We start from the raw sequence: 18829 nt of genomic DNA, 5'->3' as shown, positions 1-18829 counted from the left end.
AGTTTAAAACTTTGACAAAGCTACTTTGTATAGATAATTTCGTTAAAAATATCTCCTCATGAAACTATTAATTTATTCTATCAAAATCAATAATTGTATAAATTTCATAAATCAAAAACAGCTTTCATAAAAAGCTTTTAAGTGATTTTTAAAAATCAACTATCTCATTAATCATCTTTTTATAGATATTTGTTTAAATCGCTTTATTTGATTTTTAGCCTAAATTTCATGTTTTTAAAGGCTGAAAATCGCAATCAAAAACTATAAATTTACTTTTTTCCAGCTTCTACAAATTCTAATTCGTCTAAATTCACTTTCGAAGTAAAAATGCCATAATTTACGGTAGCTTTATTTTTTTCAATAGAATCAATGCTTCCCACGGATCTTCCGTCAATCATTCGTACGCGATCACCAACTTTTAAAGTTACTTTAGGTTTTTCGACAACAGCTTTTAATTTCTTTTCTTTTTTCTCTTTTCTAATTTCCTCAACCTGAACTGTTACTTCGGCAATAACTTCTTTTTTCTTTTCCGTAATTGCTTTGGCTTCTTTAGGAGTTGCTTTTTTACGTTTAGAATTTTCAATTTCTATAATCTTCAAAAATTCACCTATCAGTTCTTTTTTATTTTTGTTATTGAAATACTTCTCAGAAATATCTTCAATTTTTTGTCCAATATAAATTGTCTTCTGGTTGCTATCATATAATTCCTGGTAGCTTTCAAGTTTCTGTTTTATCTTAACATTTATATTTTCCATCTTATTACTTTCGGCACGTGCTCTAGTTTCCTCTTCTTTTAAGTTCAAAGAAGTTTTTTCTAATTTCGAGCGTTCCTTCTGAAGTGTTGCAATGGTTTTATCAAAACGAACTTTTCCTATTTCGATTTTCTTTTTTGCACGATTTATTAAACCAAACGGAATTCCGTTTTTCAAAGCAACCTCAAATGTAAATGAACTTCCCGCTTGTCCAAGAACCAACTTATACATTGGCTCCAAAGATTTTTCATCAAAAAGCATATTAGCATTTGTAGCAAAAGGCAATTCGTTTGCTAAAATCTTAAGATTAGAATAATGCGTAGTTATAATTCCAAAAGCTTCACGATGGTAAAATTCTTCCAAGAAAATTTCAGCCAAAGCTCCACCTAATTCAGGATCAGAACCTGTTCCAAATTCATCAATTAAAAACATTGTTTTGCGATTACATTTCTTAAGGAAATAATTCATGTTTTTTAATCTATAACTATAGGTACTCAAATGGTTTTCGATAGATTGATTATCACCAATGTCAGTTAAGATTCTGTCGAACAAGAAAGTTTCACTACGCTCATGCACAGGAATCAACATTCCGGATTGCAACATTAATTGTAGTAATCCAACCGTTTTTAGCGAGATTGTTTTTCCTCCCGCATTAGGTCCAGAAATTACAATAATTCTGTTATCTTGTTTTAATTCAATAGTTTGCGGATGCGTAATTTCATTTTTCTCTTTGTTATTTAAATACAAAATAGGATGAAAAGCATCTCTAAAAAACAAACGACGTTCTTCTGTAATTGTTGGTAAAATACCATTTATCTTATTTGCATATTTTGCTTTGGCAGCAACAACATCTATATCACTTAAAAATGCTTGATAGTCAACAAGCAAAGATAAATACGGACGTATAGCGTTTGATAATTGTTTTAAAATACGAGTGATTTCTTCTTTTTCTTCATATTCTAGATTACTTAATTCTCTAGAATATTTTAAAGTAGTTTCAGGTTCAATATATGCAATACTTCCTGTTTTAGAACTACCTAAAATTGAGCCTTTTACCTTACGGCGATACATTGCCAAAACCGCCAGAACTCTACGGTTTTGTACAAAGCTTTCCTTAATATCATCCAGATATCCTAAACCATTGTATTGTGTTAAGGCTACACCAAAACTTTGGTTTACTTTGCCACGAACTAAATTCATCTCACGACGAATGTTAGATAATTCAGGAGAAGCATTATCTTTAATTTCTCCATATTTATCTACAACAACATCTATTTGCGAAATGATGTCTTTTGTAAATCCTACTTGGGATGCTCTCGCATTTAGATTTGGATAATAATCATCGAATTTTTTAAAGTAATTCAATAAGAGATTAACCGTAGATGATAAAGTTGCAATTTTCCTAAAACTTCCAACTTCAAGAAAACTATCCTCGATTGCCAGAAATTTTATTTCGTAGGTAATCGCATCAAAACCATGATTTGGAATTGCATTATTATTTTGAAAAGAGGAAATATACTCAGATGTTTGCATTAATGCTTGCATCAAAGTTTCTTTGTCTCTGAAAGGTCTTATTTCTAAAGCTTTTTGTTTGCCTATATCGGTATTACAAATGTCCGAAATAGTTTCGAGCACTGTAGGGAATTGTAAATCTTGTAATGTTTTATCAGTAATAGATATCATATTATATCGTAAGTTGTAAAGCTTCAAAGTTACAAAGTTTTGAAACTAAATAGTAGTATTAATTGGTACTTTGCAAAAAACTTTGCTTAATTTGTAATAAAATTTATTGAAATGAAAATTAACCTCAATCCGGATTGGCAAGCAGTATTATCAGATGAAATAGGAAAACCTTATTTTAATGATTTACTATTATCTCTTGAAGATGAGTATAAAAACCAAATTTGCTATCCTCCAACTGATTTAATTTTTTCTGCTTTCAATCATTGTTCATTTCAAGATACAAAAGTAGTTATCATTGGGCAAGATCCTTATCATGGAGTAGGAGAGGCCAATGGTTTAAGTTTTTCGGTAAATGATAATGTAAAAATTCCTCCTTCGCTCCGTAATATTTTCAGGGAATTAAATACAGATTTTGATTCGGTTTTTATGCCGACTTCTGGTAATTTAGAATTTTGGGCAAAACAAGGTGTTTTACTTTTAAACGCTTCATTAACTGTTCGAAAAGACACACCAAATAGTCACAAACATCTAAAATGGAATTTATTTACCGATGCTGTAATCAAGATAATATCTGATCAAAAAGAAAATGTAGTATTCTTATTATGGGGAGCTTTTGCTCAAAAGAAAGGTCTAAAAATTGACCGTACAAAACATTTTGTTTTAGAATCGGGACATCCATCGCCTATGAGTGCTAATCAAGGAAAATGGTTTGGAAACAAACACTTTACTAAAACAAATGAATTTTTAAAATCAAAAGAAATTCCAGAAATTAAATGGCTCTAATTAGCTGGTTTTTTTTCTATAGATTCTAAAACAGCTTTTCCTGGGTAATTAATTACTTTAAGTATTACTTCTTGGTTTTTCAAGGTTTTACCTTCTATAACATATAACTTCCCTTTTTTATATTCTACATTACTTTGATCAAAATCTACATCACCAAATTGTAATGTGTTTTTTATATCTAAAGTGTCAATCCATTTTTCAGTCAAAATTTTAGATGCTTCTTCAGAATAGTGAAATGGTTTATTTCTTAAATCATTTAAAACTCTTGCATTCGGAAAATAATTACAACGTGTATCTTTCCCACTAAATACAAGGGCTACAAAGAAACATCCAATAACTAAACCAACTAAATAATAAGCAAAACGATGTGCAAACTTCATGAATTCTATTTTTGGCAAAGGTACACTAAAGTTGCCTTAAAATACAAGTAAATTAATGTCATTATCAGGTAAATCAAACCATTCGCCTATAGCTTTATTGGTAAGGATTCCGTGATACATATAAATTCCGTTTTTTAATCCTTTATTACATCTTATGGCACTTTCGAGTCCGCCATCTTCAGCAATTTGTAACAAATAAGGAGTAATTATGTTACTTATTGAAAGTGAGGCAGTTTTAGAATATCGAGATGGAATATTTGGCACGCAATAATGTAAAACATTACTTTTAATGAAAGTTGGTTTTTCGTGTGTTGTTACTTCCGAGGTTTCAAAACAACCACCAGTATCAATACTTACATCTACAATTACAGCACCTTTTTTCATGTGCTCTACCATAGTTTCGGTTACTATAATTGGGCAACGTTCTTTTCCTCGCATAGCACCAATGGCAACATCACAACGTCTTAATGCTTTTAATAATGCTTTTGGTTGTATGGTCGATGTAAAAATACGCTGATTAAGATTGTTTTGTAAACGGCGCAATTTAGTAATCGAATTATCAAATACTTTTACAGTTGCCCCTAGGCCAATTGCGGTTTTTGCAGCAAATTCCCCAACAGTTCCTGCGCCTAAAATTACAACATCGGTAGGAGGGACTCCAGTAATATTACCAAATAGCAATCCTTTTCCGAACTCATTTGTAATCATTAATTCGGCAGCAATAAGTATTGATGCTGTTCCTGCAATTTCGCTTAATGACTTTACAGCAGGATAAGTTCCGTCCTCATCTTTTATATATTCAAATGCTAATGCGGTAATTCTTTTTTGAGCCAAAGCTTCAAAATAAGCTTTTTTCTTAGTTTTTAATTGAATCGCAGATATCAAAATCGTTTCCGGATTCATTAATTTAATCTCAGCAACTGTTGGTGGTTCAACCTTTAATAACATCGGACAACCAAAAACTCGTTTGGTATCTTTTGTTACTTCTGCACCAGCATCACTATATTCTTTATCGGTATAACTTGAACTTTCTCCTGCTCCAGATTCTATCATTACTCTGTGTCCCTGATAGGTAAGTGAGTTTACAGCATCTGGTGTTAAGCAAATACGACGTTCCTGATAACTAGTTTCCTTAGGAATTCCAATGAAAAGTTCTCTTTTGTATCTGCCAATTTCAAGTTTTTCTTCTTGTGGCAACAAATCTTGTTTCGTAAATGGAGTTATCGTTATTGACATTGTTTATGCAAAATTAAGAGTACAAATTACGTAAAATCTTTTTAATAAAACAGTATTCTCTAGGCTAATACACGTTCCTGAAAGAAGTATATTTTTGGCTTTAGCCTAAAGAATTAAACCAGTTTTAATAAACGTTTTCCGTCTGGCAACAATTCGATTGTAACAACCGAATGTTGCTCTGGGATTAAATTTGGAATTTTTTCTGACCATTCGATAAAACACCAATTTCCAGAATATAAATAATCATCAACTCCCATGTCTAGAGCTTCAGTTTCATGATTTAATCTATAAAAATCAAAATGATAAACAGTTTGATTGTCATTAGTTTGATATTCATTAACCAAAGAAAAAGTTGGGCTGCTTGTGGCATCTTCTATTCCTAAACTTTTACACAATTGCTTTATAAGTGTGGTTTTACCCGCACCCATTTCTCCATTAAAAAGGAGAATTTTATTAGGGTTTTGTGCTAAAATTTGTTGTGCAACATCCTGGATTTGGTCTAACGAAAAAGTAACTTCCATTTTTTATTTATATTTTCTTAAGCTAATTTTTTTTACTTTGGATTAAATATTAAGAACGGAATTATCATTTCTTCTAATGAAATTCCTCCATGCTGATACGTGTTTTTATAATAACTTACATAATGATTGTAATTATTTACGTAAGCCAAAAACAAATCATTTTTTGCAAAAATAAACGAACTGCTCATATTTATTGCAGGTAAACCTATTTTTTTAGGTTCTTTTACAACATACACATCTTTTTGTTCATAGGTTAAACTACGTCCTGTTTTGTAGCGTAAGTTTAAACTTGTGTTTTTATCTCCTACAACTTTGGATGGATTTTTTACATTGATCGTTCCGTGATCTGTAGTAAGAATCAATTTAAACCCTAAGTTCTGAGCTTGTTGTATAATTTCTAACAAAGGTGAATTCTTGAACCAGCTTAACGTCAGCGATCGGTATGCTTTATCATCTGAGGCTAATTCTTTTACAACATCTAGCTCTGTTTTTGCATGCGATAACATATCAACAAAATTGTAAACTACCGTTACAAGGTCATTATTTTTGAGTGCTTTAAAATTTTCCGCTAATTTTTTTCCGCTTGCAAGGTTGGTAATTTTAAAATAGTCTTCTTTTATATTTAGACCCAAGCGTTTTAATTGAGCGCTTAAAAACTCTGCTTCGTATAAATTTTTCCCACCATCTTCTACATCATTTTTCCAATATTCAGGAAATTGTTTTTCCATTTCTGTTGGTAATAGTCCTGAGAATATTGCATTTCGGGCATATTGTGTTGCTGTAGGAAGTATAGAGAAATAAGGAACTTCTTTCTCTAATTTATAATAATTTCCTACTACAGTTTCAAATGATTTCCATTGGTCGTAACGTAAATTATCAATTACAACAAACAAAATTGGTTTGTCTTTCTTTTTAATTTCTGGAACTACTAATTCTTTAAATAAAGTATGGGACTGAATTGGTTTATCTGCTTTTGGTGCAAACCAATCTTCATAATTACGCTCGATGTATTTACCAAACTGTGAATTTGCTTCAACTTTTTGAGATTCTAAAATTTGAATCATTCCCTGGTCGTTGATGTTCTCTAATTCTAATTCCCAAAATATCAGCTTTTTGTATAGCTCTATCCAATCTTCATAAGAGTTTACCATTGCCATTTCCATTGCAATTTTTCGGAATTCTTTCTGATAATCAAGTGTTGTTTTTTCAGAAATTAATCTCGAATGATCCAGATTTTTCTTCAAGCTTAATAAAATCTGATTAGGATTTACAGGTTTTATTAAGTAGTCGGCTATTTTAGATCCAATAGCTTCCTCCATGATATATTCTTCCTCGCTTTTGGTAATCATAATCATCGGAATAGTAGATTTTTTTTCTTTCATTTCTGAAAGGGTTTCCAATCCGCTCATTCCTGGCATATTTTCGTCAAGAAAAACAATATCAAAATTTTCTTCTTCAAATATTGCAATTGCATCAAGACCATTGTTTGAAGTTGTAACTGCATAGTTTTTTTTCTCTAAAAAGAGTATGTGTGGCTTTAATAAGTCGATTTCATCATCAACCCAAAGTATTTTTATCTTATCCATAATTATATAGCTTGTTCAAAATTATTAAATCTTAGTGCCAATTTACTTCTTTTTAAAACGGCTATTTATTAATATTATGATAATTTTTACTATGAAAAATAAAAACCACTGAATATAAAAAATATCCAGTGGTTTAAATACGAAAATTAATAAGTAACCTAATTATGAAATCTTACTGCCATCCGCCTCCAAGGGCTCTGTATAATTGAATAATGGCATTATATTGTGAAAATTTATTTTCGATTAAAGTTAATTCAGCACTTAGAGCATCGTCTTTTGCTGTAAGAACTTCTAAATAATTTACTAAACCATATTTTAATAATTCATCTGAATATCCTGTAGCTACTTTTAATGCATCTACTTGTTTCTGACGGATTTCAATCTTTTTGGTTTCGTTATTATATTGTGCTAATGCATCAGAAACTTCTTTTCCTGCTATAAGCAAAGATTGCTCAAACTGTAGGTATGCTTTTTCTTGATTTGCTTTTGCAATTTCAAAGTTTGTTTTAATCTGACGTTGATTAAAAATTGGTTGTGTTAATCCTGTTACAACATTTGCAAAAAATGAATTTGCACTAAACCATTCTTTTAAATCAATACTCTGAAGTCCGCCTGTTGCAGTAATTTTAAGCGTTGGGTAAAAATTACTTCTTGCAACGTTTGTTCTTTCAAAATTTGAAATCAAATTATATTCTGCTGCAATTACATCTGGTCTGTTTCTTAATAAAGTTGCAGGTACTCCAAGTGTAATTTCTGGTTGCATTTTTTGTACTTCAAAACTACTTCTTTCTACTTTAGTAGAAGCTTCTCCTAAAAGAATGCTCATTTTGTTTTCAAAAAGTATTGTGCTTACTTTTAAATCAGCAATGATAATTTCTGTAGCATATTTTTGAGCTTCAGTTTGTTTAACACCAACTTCAGTAACGTTTCCAGCATCTTTTAAAGCAATAATCGTCTCAACACTTTCAACTCTGTTAATTAAAGTTTCTTCAGATAACTTAATTTGCTCATCTATTGCAATTAACTGATAGTAAGTAGAAGCAATATCAGCAATTAATTGCGTTTTAACAGCTTGATTTGCTGCAGTAGTTTGTAAAAAAACTGCATTTGTTGCACGCTTATTACTTCTTATTTTACCCCAAATATCTGCTTCCCAACCTAGAGTTCCAGCAATCTGGTATTGATCGGTACTACGATTTTGAAGTAAAGCCCCAAACTGGCTATTTTTTGATAATTGTTGGTGTGTCCAATCTGCACCTACGGAAACAGTAGGGAAGTACCCTGCTTTTCCTTGTTTCATTGATGCTTCGGCAGCAGCAATATTTTGCATTGCAATTCGGATATCCAAGTTATTCTCTAAACCTTTCCTGATGTAACCTTGCAAAATAGGATCTGTGAAAACTTTATCCCAAGATACATTTGCCATCGAAGTACTGTCTTTAGAAACTACTTCGGTTCTATATAAGTTTTCGGTTTTAATATCCTTTGGTCTTTCGTATTCTTTTGCAACGAAGCAGGATTGCATAACAGTTGCCGTGATGACAACTGTTACTATTTTATTTATATTATTTTTCATTTTCTTCGTCTAAAAGTATAACATCTGATTCTTTCTCTGTAAATGGTTTTCCAGAGATTCTTTCTTGTAAGCTTTGGAAGATGATAAACAAGATTGGAATTACAAATACTCCAAAGATTGTTCCTATCAACATTCCACCTACAGCTCCCATACCGATTGAACGGTTACCTACAGCACCTACTCCTGAAGCTAAAGCTAATGGCATTAAACCAAAGATAAAAGCAAGAGAGGTCATTAAAATAGGACGTAAACGTGCTTTTGCACCTTCTATCGCAGCTTGAGTTAAGTCCATCCCGTGTCGTCGCCTTTGTATGGCAAACTCGACTATCAGAATGGCATTCTTCGCTAGTAGTCCTATAAGCATTATCAGGGCTACCTGGAAATAAATGTTATTTTCTAATCCTGCTAGTTTTACGAATCCAATTGCACCAGCAATACCTACAGGTAATGAAAGCAATACTGATAATGGTACTAAATAACTTTCGTATTGTGCACTTAATAAAAAGTATACAAATATTAAACTCAATAAGAATACACCTGCAGCCTGACTACCAGCAATGATTTCCTCACGTGTCATACCAGAGAATTCATAGCTATAACTTTTTGGTAAATGTTGTGCCGCAACTTCTTGTACAGCTCTAATAGCATCTCCAGAACTATAACCTGGTTTTGCTTTACCATTTACGTTAACTGCTTTAAGCATGTTGAAACGAGCAACAGCTTCTGGTCCGTAAATTCTCTTGAAATCAACAAATTGGCTTATTGCTACTTGCTGTCCGGCAGCATTCTTAACATAAATTGTGTTAATCGATTCCAGAGTTGCTCTGTCAGAAGGTTTTGCCTGAATCATTACACGGTATTGTTTACCAAATTTGTTAAAATCTGTAGTATACAATCCTCCATAATACCCTTGCATTGTATTGAAAATTTCAGATACTGAAACTCCTGCATTTTTAGCTCTTTCTACATTAATATCCATTTGATATTGTGGGAATGTAGGGTTAAAGTTTGTAACAGCATATTGAATCTCTGGTCTTTTCATTAATTCACCCAAGAATTCATTACTTACTTTACTTACTGTAGTCCAATCATCATCTCCTTTATCTTGAATTTTTAATTCGAATCCGTCTGCAGAACCAAAACCTTGTACACTCGGAGGTGTAAAGAATAATGCTTTAGCATCTTTAAAATGTGCTGTTCTACCAAATAATTCACCAACAACAGCATCTACTGATTGATTAGCTTCTTTACGGTATTTCCAGTCTTTTAATTTAATTACGGTAAAGGCGTATGAACCACCATTTACACTGTTTAATAAACTAAAACCAACAACACTCATTCTTGCTTCTACAATATCCATTGAGGCTAAAATAGAGTCTAATTCGTTAACTGCTAATTGAGTTTTCTCAATTGTTGTTCCTGGAGGAAGTGTTAAATCCGCCATGATAATTCCTCTATCCTCATTAGGAATAAATCCTGATGGTGTAGTTTGGAATAAAAATATAGTGATTGCAGAGAATACTAATAATCCTGATATTGCAACCCATTTTTTTCTTGCCAAGAATCCAAGAGACTTAACATATTTATTATTCATTCTATCAAAACTTGTATTGAAAGCAATGAAGAATCTGTCTTTGAAATTTTTGTTATGATGTTCTGATGCTTCATGAGGCTTTAAGAACAAAGCACATAATGCTGGACTTAATGTTAATGCATTTACTGCCGAAATTAAAATTGCAATTGCCAATGTGATCGCAAATTGTTGGTAGAACACACCCGATGGACCACTTAAGAATGATACTGGTATAAATACCGCTGCCATTACTAATGTGATAGATATAATCGCTCCTGTAATTTCGCTCATCGCAGAAAGTGTAGCTTCTTTTCCTGATTTAGCACCTTCATCAAGCTTGGCATGCACCGCCTCGACGACGACAATCGCATCATCGACCACAATACCAATTGCTAGAATCATTGCAAACAATGTTAACATATTGATAGAGAACCCAAATACTTGCAAGAAGAAGAATGTACCAATAATCGCAACCGGTACTGCTATTGCAGGAATTAATGTAGAACGGAAATCCTGTAAGAATAAAAACACTACAATAAATACCAATATAAAAGCTTCAACTAATGTTGAAATTACTTTTTCTATCGATGCATCTAAGAACGTTTTAGTATTATAAGGAATTACATAATCAACTCCTTTTGGGAAATCTGGTTTTGCATCATCTAAGATATTTACAACCTCAGTAATAATGTCTTGTGCGTTTGATCCAGAAGTTTGGAATACCCCAACGGCAACACCTTGTTTACCCATTGCAATATTCTTGTTTCCATAATTAAAAGCTCCCAACTCTACAGTTGCAACATCTTTTAAGTGAACAAAGTTTCCATTACCTGTAGCTTTGATAACAATATCTTCGTAATCTTTAATTTCCGAAAGACGTCCTTTGTATTTAATTACGTATTCGTAAATACCATCGGCATTTTCTCCAAATTTACCTGGAGCAGCCTCAACGTTTTGTTCTTGTAATGCTGCCTGAATATCTTTTGGAGATACATCGTAAGCTGCCATTTTTTCTGGAGAAATCCAGATTCTCATCGAGTAATCTTTGGCTCCAAAAACATTTATTTGTCCTACACCTTTAACACGTTGTAATTTTGGTACAAGGTTAATTTTGGCGTAATTCTGAATATAAGTTTCGTCGAAATCTTTGTTGTTTGAATACAAAGCAAAGAACATCAAAGCACTCGTTTGGCTTTTTAGGGTAGTAACCCCGGTTTGTACAACGGCTTGTGGTAATTTACTTGTTGCACGAGAAACTCTGTTCTGAACGTTTACCGCAGCAATATCTGGGTCAACTCCAAGTTCAAAATAAACAGATATTTTTGCAGAACCATCATTCGCTGCAGAAGAAGTCATGTATGTCATTCCTTCTACACCATTAATTTCTTCCTCAAGAGGAATTACAACACTATTTAATACTGTTTCGGCATTTGCTCCAGTATATGTAGCAGTTACTTGAACAGTTGGAGGGGCAATTTCGGGGTATTGTTCTACAGGCAACGACATCAATCCTAAAATACCTAATATGGTAATTAAGATAGATATTACCGTCGAGAGAACTGGTCTTTCTATAAACGTTTTTAACATCTTGTATATTATTTTTTAGCTGTAGTATTTGTAGTTTCTGCAGCATCTTAAGCTACATCTTTAGCTTGCTGTGGTGTAATTTCCATATCATCTTTTAGTTTAGACGCTCCTTCAACTACTACGACATCACCTGCTTTAAGACCTCCTGTTACGATAAAATCTAAACCTGAAGTTCCGTTTGTCTGAACAATTGTAGATTTTACTTTGTTCCCTTTTTCAACAACATAGATCATTTATTTTCCTTGTACTTCAAAAACTGCATTTTGAGGAACTAACATAACATCTTTTTGCTCAATAGGTAAACGAATAATTCCTGTACTACCACTTCTTAAAATACCTTGAGGGTTATTAAAGTCTGCTCTAAATTGTGTATTTCCTGTTTCAGGATTTACTAAACCATTCATTGTAGCAATTTTTCCTTTTTGATCGTACTCAGTATTATCTACTAATAGTAATGAAACTGGTGGTGCAGATTTTAATTTTTCAGCAGTAGTTGCTCCTTTAAATGTTTTATTAAAGAACAACAATTGTTTCTCATTCATAGAGAAATAAGCACGAACAATTTTAGTGTCAGATACCGTAGTCAAAGGCACTTCGCTAGTTGCACTAACTAAGCTTCCTTCTCTAAAAGGTAAACCACCAATTACTCCACTTACTGGCGAAACAATAGTTCCGTATCCAATATTTGCAGCAATACTTCCGTAAGCACTTTTGGCTTGAGCCAATTTAGCTTTGGCAGTTTCTAATTGAACAATACTAATGATTTTTCTATCAACTAGTGGTTTCAATCTGTCAACCTCTACTTGCGCAGCCTGAACAGAAGCTTTTGCAGCAGATGCATCTTGATTTAATGTTTGAGTTTCTAGTTTAAAAAGTAATTGACCTTTTTTTACAACCTGACCTTCATCAACATAAATTTTTTGAATATATCCATTAACTTTTGGACGAATTTCAACATTATGTTGACCTTCAAGATTTGCACTATACTCTTGATAAACTACAGCATCTTGTACTGTAACAGTTTTAACAGGAAACGGAGCAGGGCCTTGTGGCGGAGCTTGCACTTCCTTTTTCTTACATGACGCAAAAACCAGCATGATAGCTATTAGGGAGAATGAAATATTCTTCATTGGTATTTAAATTTGATTTATGATTTACTTATTTATTATTAACTTTTTCTATTTCTATAAATTTTGAAATTGTTTCCTGGAGCAATTCCTCGACTTTTATAACGTGGCTTTTATATGCTTTTGCGTGTTCTAGATTAATTCTTTCCTCAGAGCTATCCATTGTTTTCTCTCTATAGGAAATCATTTTATCTATTATTTTTTTCTCAACTTCGAGTATCTTTAAATAATTTGAAAATCGTTCGCTAAAAGGCGATGGTCTAAAATATTTTTTTCGATCACCATGTAAAGTATAATAGTCTATCTTTCCCATTTTCAAAAGGAAATTCAAATTTGTTGACACTGAACTTTTACTAGCTCCCACTTTTTCAACGATTTGTTCAAATGTGAGACCTGATTTACAGGCTTCAACTATTAGTAATCCTAAAATTCTTGAGCAAAGTGGAGGCAAATTATACACTGATTCAAAATGAATACCGAATAACTCTATAAGCTCTTCTCTTTCTTTTTGTGTATTATTATCCATGATTTTTTTTGCAAAGATAAAATTGGTTCGCAATTTACCGAACTAAACGAACTTAAATTTCTGTTAATTATTTGTTACCAATAAAAATGCGTAATATTGTCTTTTCGATGTACTAATTTAGCTAATTATGATAACATTACATCATAAAAACTTTATTTGTTTGCTTTTTTGACTAAAATGTAAAACAAAATAAGTAGTAAATTAGTTATATTTGTTGACCTAAAAATGACCAAATAGTGAACCTTATTAATAAGCTGAAAATTTTCAATGATCCCATTTATGGTTTCATTTCCATTCCAAATGCTTTTATATATGATCTTATAGAGCATCCTTATTTTCAGCGTTTACGCCGAATATCTCAAATGGGATTATCTTATTTGGTCTACCCAGGAGCAAACCATACTCGGTTTCACCATGCTTTGGGGTGTATGCATTTAATGCAAAAAGCAATCGAAACATTACGGTTTAAAGACGTTATAATTTCTCCCGAAGAAGAAAATGCATTATATATAGCGATTATACTACATGATATAGGTCATGGACCATTTTCGCATGCAATGGAAAGAAGTATCGTTGAAGATGTAAATCATGAAGCGATCTCATTACTGTTTATGAACCAATTAAATATTGAGTTTAAAGGCAAGTTGAGTTTAGCAATTCAGATATTTAAAGGAGATTATCACAGAAAATTTATGCTACAATTGATTTCTAGTCAATTAGACATGGATCGTATGGATTATCTTAAACGTGATAGCTTTTATACAGGTGTAGCCGAAGGAAATGTAAATTCTGAGCGTTTAATTCAAATGATGAATGTTGTAGATGATGTTTTGGTTATCGAAGAAAAAGGAATTTACTCTGTCGAAAAGTTTTTGCTTTCTCGCAGACTAATGTATTGGCAAGCTTATTTGCATAAAACGAGCTTGGTTGCAGAGCTTATTTTGACGAAAGTCTTAAAAAGAGCCAAAGAATTAACTTTAAAAGGTGTTTACTTGCCTTGCAGCGAACCTTTGATGTTTTTTATGCAAAACAAGATTACTTTAGAAACATTTACTCCAGAAATATTAGATTTATTTTCTCAGCTAGACGATTTTGATATAATTGGTGCTTTGAAATCTTGGCAAAAACACGATGATTTTATTCTTTCTACTTTAAGTAAGATGATAGTAAACAGAGATTTATTGAAAATTAAACTAAGTAGCGAAAAGATTTCATTAGAAGAATTGCAAAGCCTGAAAGAAAAATTTGCCGCTCAGAATAATATATCAGTTATCGATGCAAATTATTTTATTTATAGAGGAAAAATTAAAAACCAAGCTTATAGTAAAGAAGCCGAACCTATACGAATATTAAAAAAAGATAAGACAATTGAAGATGTTGTAGAAGCCTCAGACCAACTGAATTTGAAATCGTTATCTAAATTGGTAACAAAATATTACCTCTGCTTTCCAAAACAACTGATCTAAAATTAACATTTAAAACCTATTTTTTTATATTTTTGTCGCAATGAAATTTACAGCAGAACAAATAGCAGAAATTTTAGGAGGTGAGGTTGTTGGGAATCCCAATGCAGAAGTTTCACGCTTATCTAAAATAGAAGAAGGTACAGAAGGATCTCTTACTTTCTTGGCTAACCCTAAATATATCAATCATATATATTCGACAAAAGCATCGGTAACAATTGTTAATGATACTTTTGTACCCGAAACAGAAATTAGCACAACATTAATTAAAGTTGATGATGCTTATGCGTCTTTTTCTAAACTATTAGAGTTTTATAATCAAGTAAAATTGAATAAAAACGGGATTGAACCTCAATCTTTCTTATCTGAAAGTGCCAAATACGGAGAAAACCTATATTTGGGTAGCTTTAGTTATGTGGGGCAAAATGTAGTTTTAGGAAACAATGTCAAAATTTATCCAAACTCTTTTATTGGAGATAATGTTGTTATTGGTAATAATGTACATATTTTTGCAGGCGCTAAAATTTATTCCGAAACAATCATTGGAAACAATTGCACGATACATTCGGGAACAATTATTGGTGCCGACGGTTTTGGTTTTGTACCAAATGAAGAAGGTATATATAGTAAAGTACCTCAAATTGGAAATGTAATTATTGAAGATAATGTTGATATAGGTGCTAATACAACTATAGATAGAGCAACTTTAGGATCTACAATTATCCGAAAAGGAGTGAAGTTAGACAATCAGATACAGATTGCCCATAATGTAGAGATTGGTGAAAACACTGTAATTGCAGCACAATCGGGCGTTGCAGGTTCTACAAAAATTGGTAAAAATGCGATGATTGGCGGACAAGTTGGTATTGCAGGTCATTTAACCATTGGAAACAATGTTAGATTACAAGCACAATCTGGAGTTGCCAGAAATATTAAAGACGACGAAATTTTGCAAGGAACACCTTCACTTGGGTATACAGATTTTAATAAATCGTATGTTCATTTTAAGAATTTGCCAAAAATCGTTGCTGAATTAGAAGAATTAAAAAAACAAATATTAAACCAAAAAAATGGAAATAATGGTTAAACAGAAGACCATCAAGAAGGAAATTTCACTAACAGGAGTTGGACTACACACTGGGAAAGAAGTAACAATGACTTTTAAACCTGCTCCAATAAATAATGGATTTACTTTTGTGAGAGTTGATTTGCAAGGACATCCTATCATTGAAGCTGACGCTAATTATGTAGTAAATACCCAAAGAGGTACTAACTTAGAAAAATTAGGAGTTAAAATTCAAACACCAGAGCACGTTTTGGCTGCATTGGTTGGTTGCGATCTTGACAACGTTATAATCGAATTAAATGCATCGGAACTTCCTATCATGGACGGTTCATCAAAATACTTCGTTGAAGCAATAGAAAATGCCGAAATAGAAGAGCAAGAAGCACAACGTAATATATATGTTGTAAAAGAAGTTATCTCTTTTACAGACGAAGCAACAGGAAGTGAAATTCTTGTAATGCCAAGTGATGATTATCAAGTTACTGCAATGGTAGATTTTGGTACTAAAGTTTTAGGTACTCAAAATGCTACTATGAAAAGTATCGCAGATTTTAAAGCAGAAATTTCTAACTCAAGAACATTTAGTTTCTTACACGAATTAGAATCTCTTTTAGAGCACGGATTAATTAAAGGTGGTGATTTAAACAATGCAATTGTATATGTAGATAAAGAAATATCTGACTCTACAATGGAGAATTTAAAGAAAGCCTTTGGAAAAGATAAAATATCTGTTAAACCAAATGGTATTTTAGATAATCTAACTTTGCATTATCCTAATGAAGCTGCAAGACACAAATTACTTGATGTAATTGGAGATTTAGCTTTAACAGGAATCAGAATTCAAGGTAAAATTATAGCTAATAAACCAGGGCATTTTGTAAATACTCAGTTTGCTAAAAAATTAGCTAAGATTATAAAAATAGAGCAAAGAAATCATGTTCCGGTTTATGATTTAAACCAGGAGCCATTGATGGATATTAATAAAATCATGGCAGTTTTGCCTCACAGACCTCCATTTTTGTTAATTGACAGAATCATTGAGATGTCTGACAGTCATGTTGTGGGAATGAAAAATGTAACTATGAACGAAAATTTCTTCGTAGGGCATTTTCCAGAAGCTCCAGTTATGCCAGGTGTTTTAATTGTAGAAGCTATGGCACAAACAGGAGGGATCTTAGTATTAAGTACTGTTCCTGATCCAGAAAATTACTTGACTTATTTTATGAAAATAGATAATGTTAAGTTCAAACACAAGGTATTACCTGGAGATACGTTAATATTTAAATGTGAGTTAATTTCTCCTATCAGAAGAGGAATTTGTCACATGCAAGCAAATGCTTATGCAAATGGTAAATTGGTTACCGAAGCAGAGTTGATGGCACAAATTGCAAGAAAACAATAAAAAAAATAGCTTAGTTATTTAGATTTATTGTTTCAAAAAAAGACAATTTTAATTTAAAATATAAAAAATACAGATGAATCAACCTTTAGCTTATGTTCATCCTGGCGCCAAAATCGCTAAAAATGTTGTAATTGAGCCTTTTACAACAATTCACAATAATGTAGTTATTGGTGATGGTACTTGGATTGGTTCAAATGTAACCATAATGGAAGGTGCGCGAATTGGGAAAAATTGCAATATTTTTCCAGGAGCCGTAATTTCTGCAGTACCGCAAGATTTAAAGTTTGGAGGAGAAGATTCTTTAGCTATAATAGGGGATAATTGTACAATTAGAGAGTGTGTTACGATTAATCGTGGTACAGTTGCATCAGGACAAACAATCCTTGGTAACAATTGCTTAATTATGGCTTATGCACACATTGCTCACGATTGCGAGATTGGTAACAATGCAATCATTGTAAATGGTGTTGCTCTAGCAGGACACGTAGTTGTAGGAAACCATGCCGTAATCGGTGGTTTGGCTGCAATACATCAGTTCATTCATATTGGAGATCACGCAATGATATCTGGAGGTTCTTTGGTAAGAAAAGATGTTCCTCCTTATACAAAAGCTGCAAAAGAGCCTTTATCATACGTAGGAATCAATTCAGTAGGTTTAAGAAGAAGAGGTTTTAGCACTGATAAAATCAGAGAAATTCAGGAAATTTATAGAATTTTATACCAAAAAAATTATAATACAACCCAAGCACTTAGCATAATCGAAGGTGAAATGGAAGCAACTCCAGAAAGAGATGAAATCTTAGATTTTATCAGAAACTCATCCCGTGGTATTATGAAAGGATACTCAGGAAACTATTAAAAAAAGTTTTATCGTTGATTTGTTTAATCGTTTATTCGGAAACAAATAAACGGTTAAACGATTAAACAAAATATACAACAAAAACAAAATAACAATGGCATCAACATCAGATATTAGAAACGGATTATGTATCAAATTTAATCATGATATTTATAAAATCGTAGAATTTCTTCACGTAAAACCTGGAAAAGGTCCAGCTTTCGTAAGAACAAAATTAAGAAGTTTAACTACAGGAAGAGTATTAGATAATACATTTTCTGCAGGACACAAAATCGACGATGTACGTGTAGAGACACATAATTACCAGTTTTTATATGCTGAAGGAGATGAATTTCATTTTATGAATACTGAATCTTTTGAGCAAATTTCTTTGAATAAAAATATCTTGGATGCTCCAGGATTATTAAAAGAAGGAACAAGCGTAATGGTTCAGGTAAATACTGAAACTGATTTGCCATTATCTGTAGATATGCCATCTTCTGTAATCTTAGAAGTTACTTATGCTGAACCAGGAGTAAAAGGAAATACAGCAACAAATGCAACAAAATCTGCAACTGTTGAAACCGGAGCTACAGTAAACGTTCCTTTGTTTATTAATGAAGGAGATAAAATTAAAATTGATACTGCTTCAGGTTCTTACATGGAGCGTGTAAAAGAGTAGTTTTTATTAGTTTTCAGTTTTCAGTCCCAGTTAGCAGTTTGTTGATCT

At 32.2% G+C, this 18829-nt stretch carries 16 protein-coding genes; 6 read left to right on the top strand and 10 right to left on the bottom strand.

Features of this window, described 5'->3' with window-relative positions:
- Nucleotides 1–269: 269 nt before the first annotated feature.
- Nucleotides 270–2435, bottom strand: coding sequence for an endonuclease MutS2 (locus IW20_RS15460; RefSeq protein ID WP_035624124.1), 2166 nt, complete (start codon nt 2433–2435; stop codon nt 270–272).
- Between the two features lie 111 nt (nt 2436–2546).
- Between IW20_RS15460 and IW20_RS15455 the strand changes: the two genes are divergently transcribed.
- Entirely contained in the window at nt 2547–3218 is a 672-nt protein-coding gene (locus tag IW20_RS15455; RefSeq protein WP_035624121.1) for a uracil-DNA glycosylase, read from the top strand.
- Here IW20_RS15455 and IW20_RS15450 read toward each other — a convergent pair.
- The 9 genes from IW20_RS15450 to IW20_RS15415 all read right to left on the bottom strand — a co-directional run bounded on the left by IW20_RS15450 (nt 3215) and on the right by IW20_RS15415 (nt 13330).
- A complete protein-coding gene (locus IW20_RS15450) occupies nt 3215–3598 on the bottom strand; it encodes a DUF4258 domain-containing protein (protein WP_035624119.1) in 384 nt (127 codons plus the stop codon). The genes IW20_RS15455 and IW20_RS15450 overlap by 4 nt on opposite strands.
- A 36-nt stretch (nt 3599–3634) precedes the next feature.
- Nucleotides 3635–4834, bottom strand: a complete 1200-nt coding sequence (locus IW20_RS15445) for an alanine dehydrogenase (RefSeq protein WP_035624117.1) — start codon at nt 4832–4834, stop codon at nt 3635–3637.
- 113 nt (nt 4835–4947) lie between these two features.
- A complete protein-coding gene (gene tsaE, locus IW20_RS15440) occupies nt 4948–5355 on the bottom strand; it encodes a tRNA (adenosine(37)-N6)-threonylcarbamoyltransferase complex ATPase subunit type 1 TsaE (RefSeq protein ID WP_035624115.1) in 408 nt (135 codons plus the stop codon).
- A gap of 32 nt (nt 5356–5387) precedes the next feature.
- A complete protein-coding gene (gene porX / locus IW20_RS15435) occupies nt 5388–6941 on the bottom strand; it encodes a T9SS response regulator signal transducer PorX (RefSeq protein ID WP_035624113.1) in 1554 nt (517 codons plus the stop codon).
- Between the two features lie 172 nt (nt 6942–7113).
- A complete protein-coding gene (locus IW20_RS15430) occupies nt 7114–8517 on the bottom strand; it encodes an efflux transporter outer membrane subunit (RefSeq protein ID WP_035624110.1) in 1404 nt (467 codons plus the stop codon).
- A complete protein-coding gene (locus IW20_RS15425; RefSeq protein ID WP_035624108.1) occupies nt 8507–11677 on the bottom strand; it encodes an efflux RND transporter permease subunit in 3171 nt (1056 codons plus the stop codon). The genes IW20_RS15430 and IW20_RS15425 overlap by 11 nt, the downstream gene beginning before the upstream one ends.
- Before the next feature lie 47 nt (nt 11678–11724).
- Entirely contained in the window at nt 11725–11910 is a 186-nt protein-coding gene (locus IW20_RS26710; RefSeq protein ID WP_240478498.1) for a hypothetical protein, read from the bottom strand.
- The gene (locus IW20_RS15420; protein ID WP_240478497.1) at nt 11911–12807 is read right to left on the bottom strand and encodes an efflux RND transporter periplasmic adaptor subunit; all 897 of its coding nucleotides are present in this window, start codon (nt 12805–12807) and stop codon (nt 11911–11913) included.
- A gap of 28 nt (nt 12808–12835) precedes the next feature.
- Nucleotides 12836–13330, bottom strand: coding sequence for a GbsR/MarR family transcriptional regulator (locus IW20_RS15415; protein WP_035624105.1), 495 nt, complete (start codon nt 13328–13330; stop codon nt 12836–12838).
- Between the two features lie 236 nt (nt 13331–13566).
- On the opposite strand from IW20_RS15415, the gene IW20_RS15410 reads away from it, so the two are divergent.
- The 5 genes from IW20_RS15410 to efp all read left to right on the top strand — a co-directional run bounded on the left by IW20_RS15410 (nt 13567) and on the right by efp (nt 18781).
- Complete coding sequence (locus tag IW20_RS15410) at nt 13567–14796, top strand: HD domain-containing protein (RefSeq protein ID WP_035624103.1); 1230 nt, start codon at nt 13567–13569, stop codon at nt 14794–14796.
- A gap of 40 nt (nt 14797–14836) precedes the next feature.
- Complete coding sequence (gene lpxD, locus IW20_RS15405; protein ID WP_035624100.1) at nt 14837–15880, top strand: UDP-3-O-(3-hydroxymyristoyl)glucosamine N-acyltransferase; 1044 nt, start codon at nt 14837–14839, stop codon at nt 15878–15880.
- The gene (locus tag IW20_RS15400; protein ID WP_035624285.1) at nt 15873–17261 is read left to right on the top strand and encodes a bifunctional UDP-3-O-[3-hydroxymyristoyl] N-acetylglucosamine deacetylase/3-hydroxyacyl-ACP dehydratase; all 1389 of its coding nucleotides are present in this window, start codon (nt 15873–15875) and stop codon (nt 17259–17261) included. Before lpxD ends, IW20_RS15400 begins: the two co-directional genes overlap by 8 nt.
- A gap of 73 nt (nt 17262–17334) precedes the next feature.
- Entirely contained in the window at nt 17335–18120 is a 786-nt protein-coding gene (gene lpxA / locus IW20_RS15395; RefSeq protein ID WP_035624097.1) for an acyl-ACP--UDP-N-acetylglucosamine O-acyltransferase, read from the top strand.
- 94 nt (nt 18121–18214) lie between these two features.
- Nucleotides 18215–18781 (top strand): elongation factor P, encoded by a 567-nt coding sequence (gene efp, locus IW20_RS15390; RefSeq protein ID WP_035624093.1) that lies wholly within the window; start codon nt 18215–18217, stop codon nt 18779–18781.
- Nucleotides 18782–18829 lie beyond the last annotated feature (48 nt).

The sequence above is a fragment of the Flavobacterium hydatis genome (genome assembly GCF_000737695.1).
GTDB lineage: Bacteria > Bacteroidota > Bacteroidia > Flavobacteriales > Flavobacteriaceae > Flavobacterium > Flavobacterium hydatis.
This window is presented reverse-complemented; position numbering and strand designations above follow the sequence as displayed.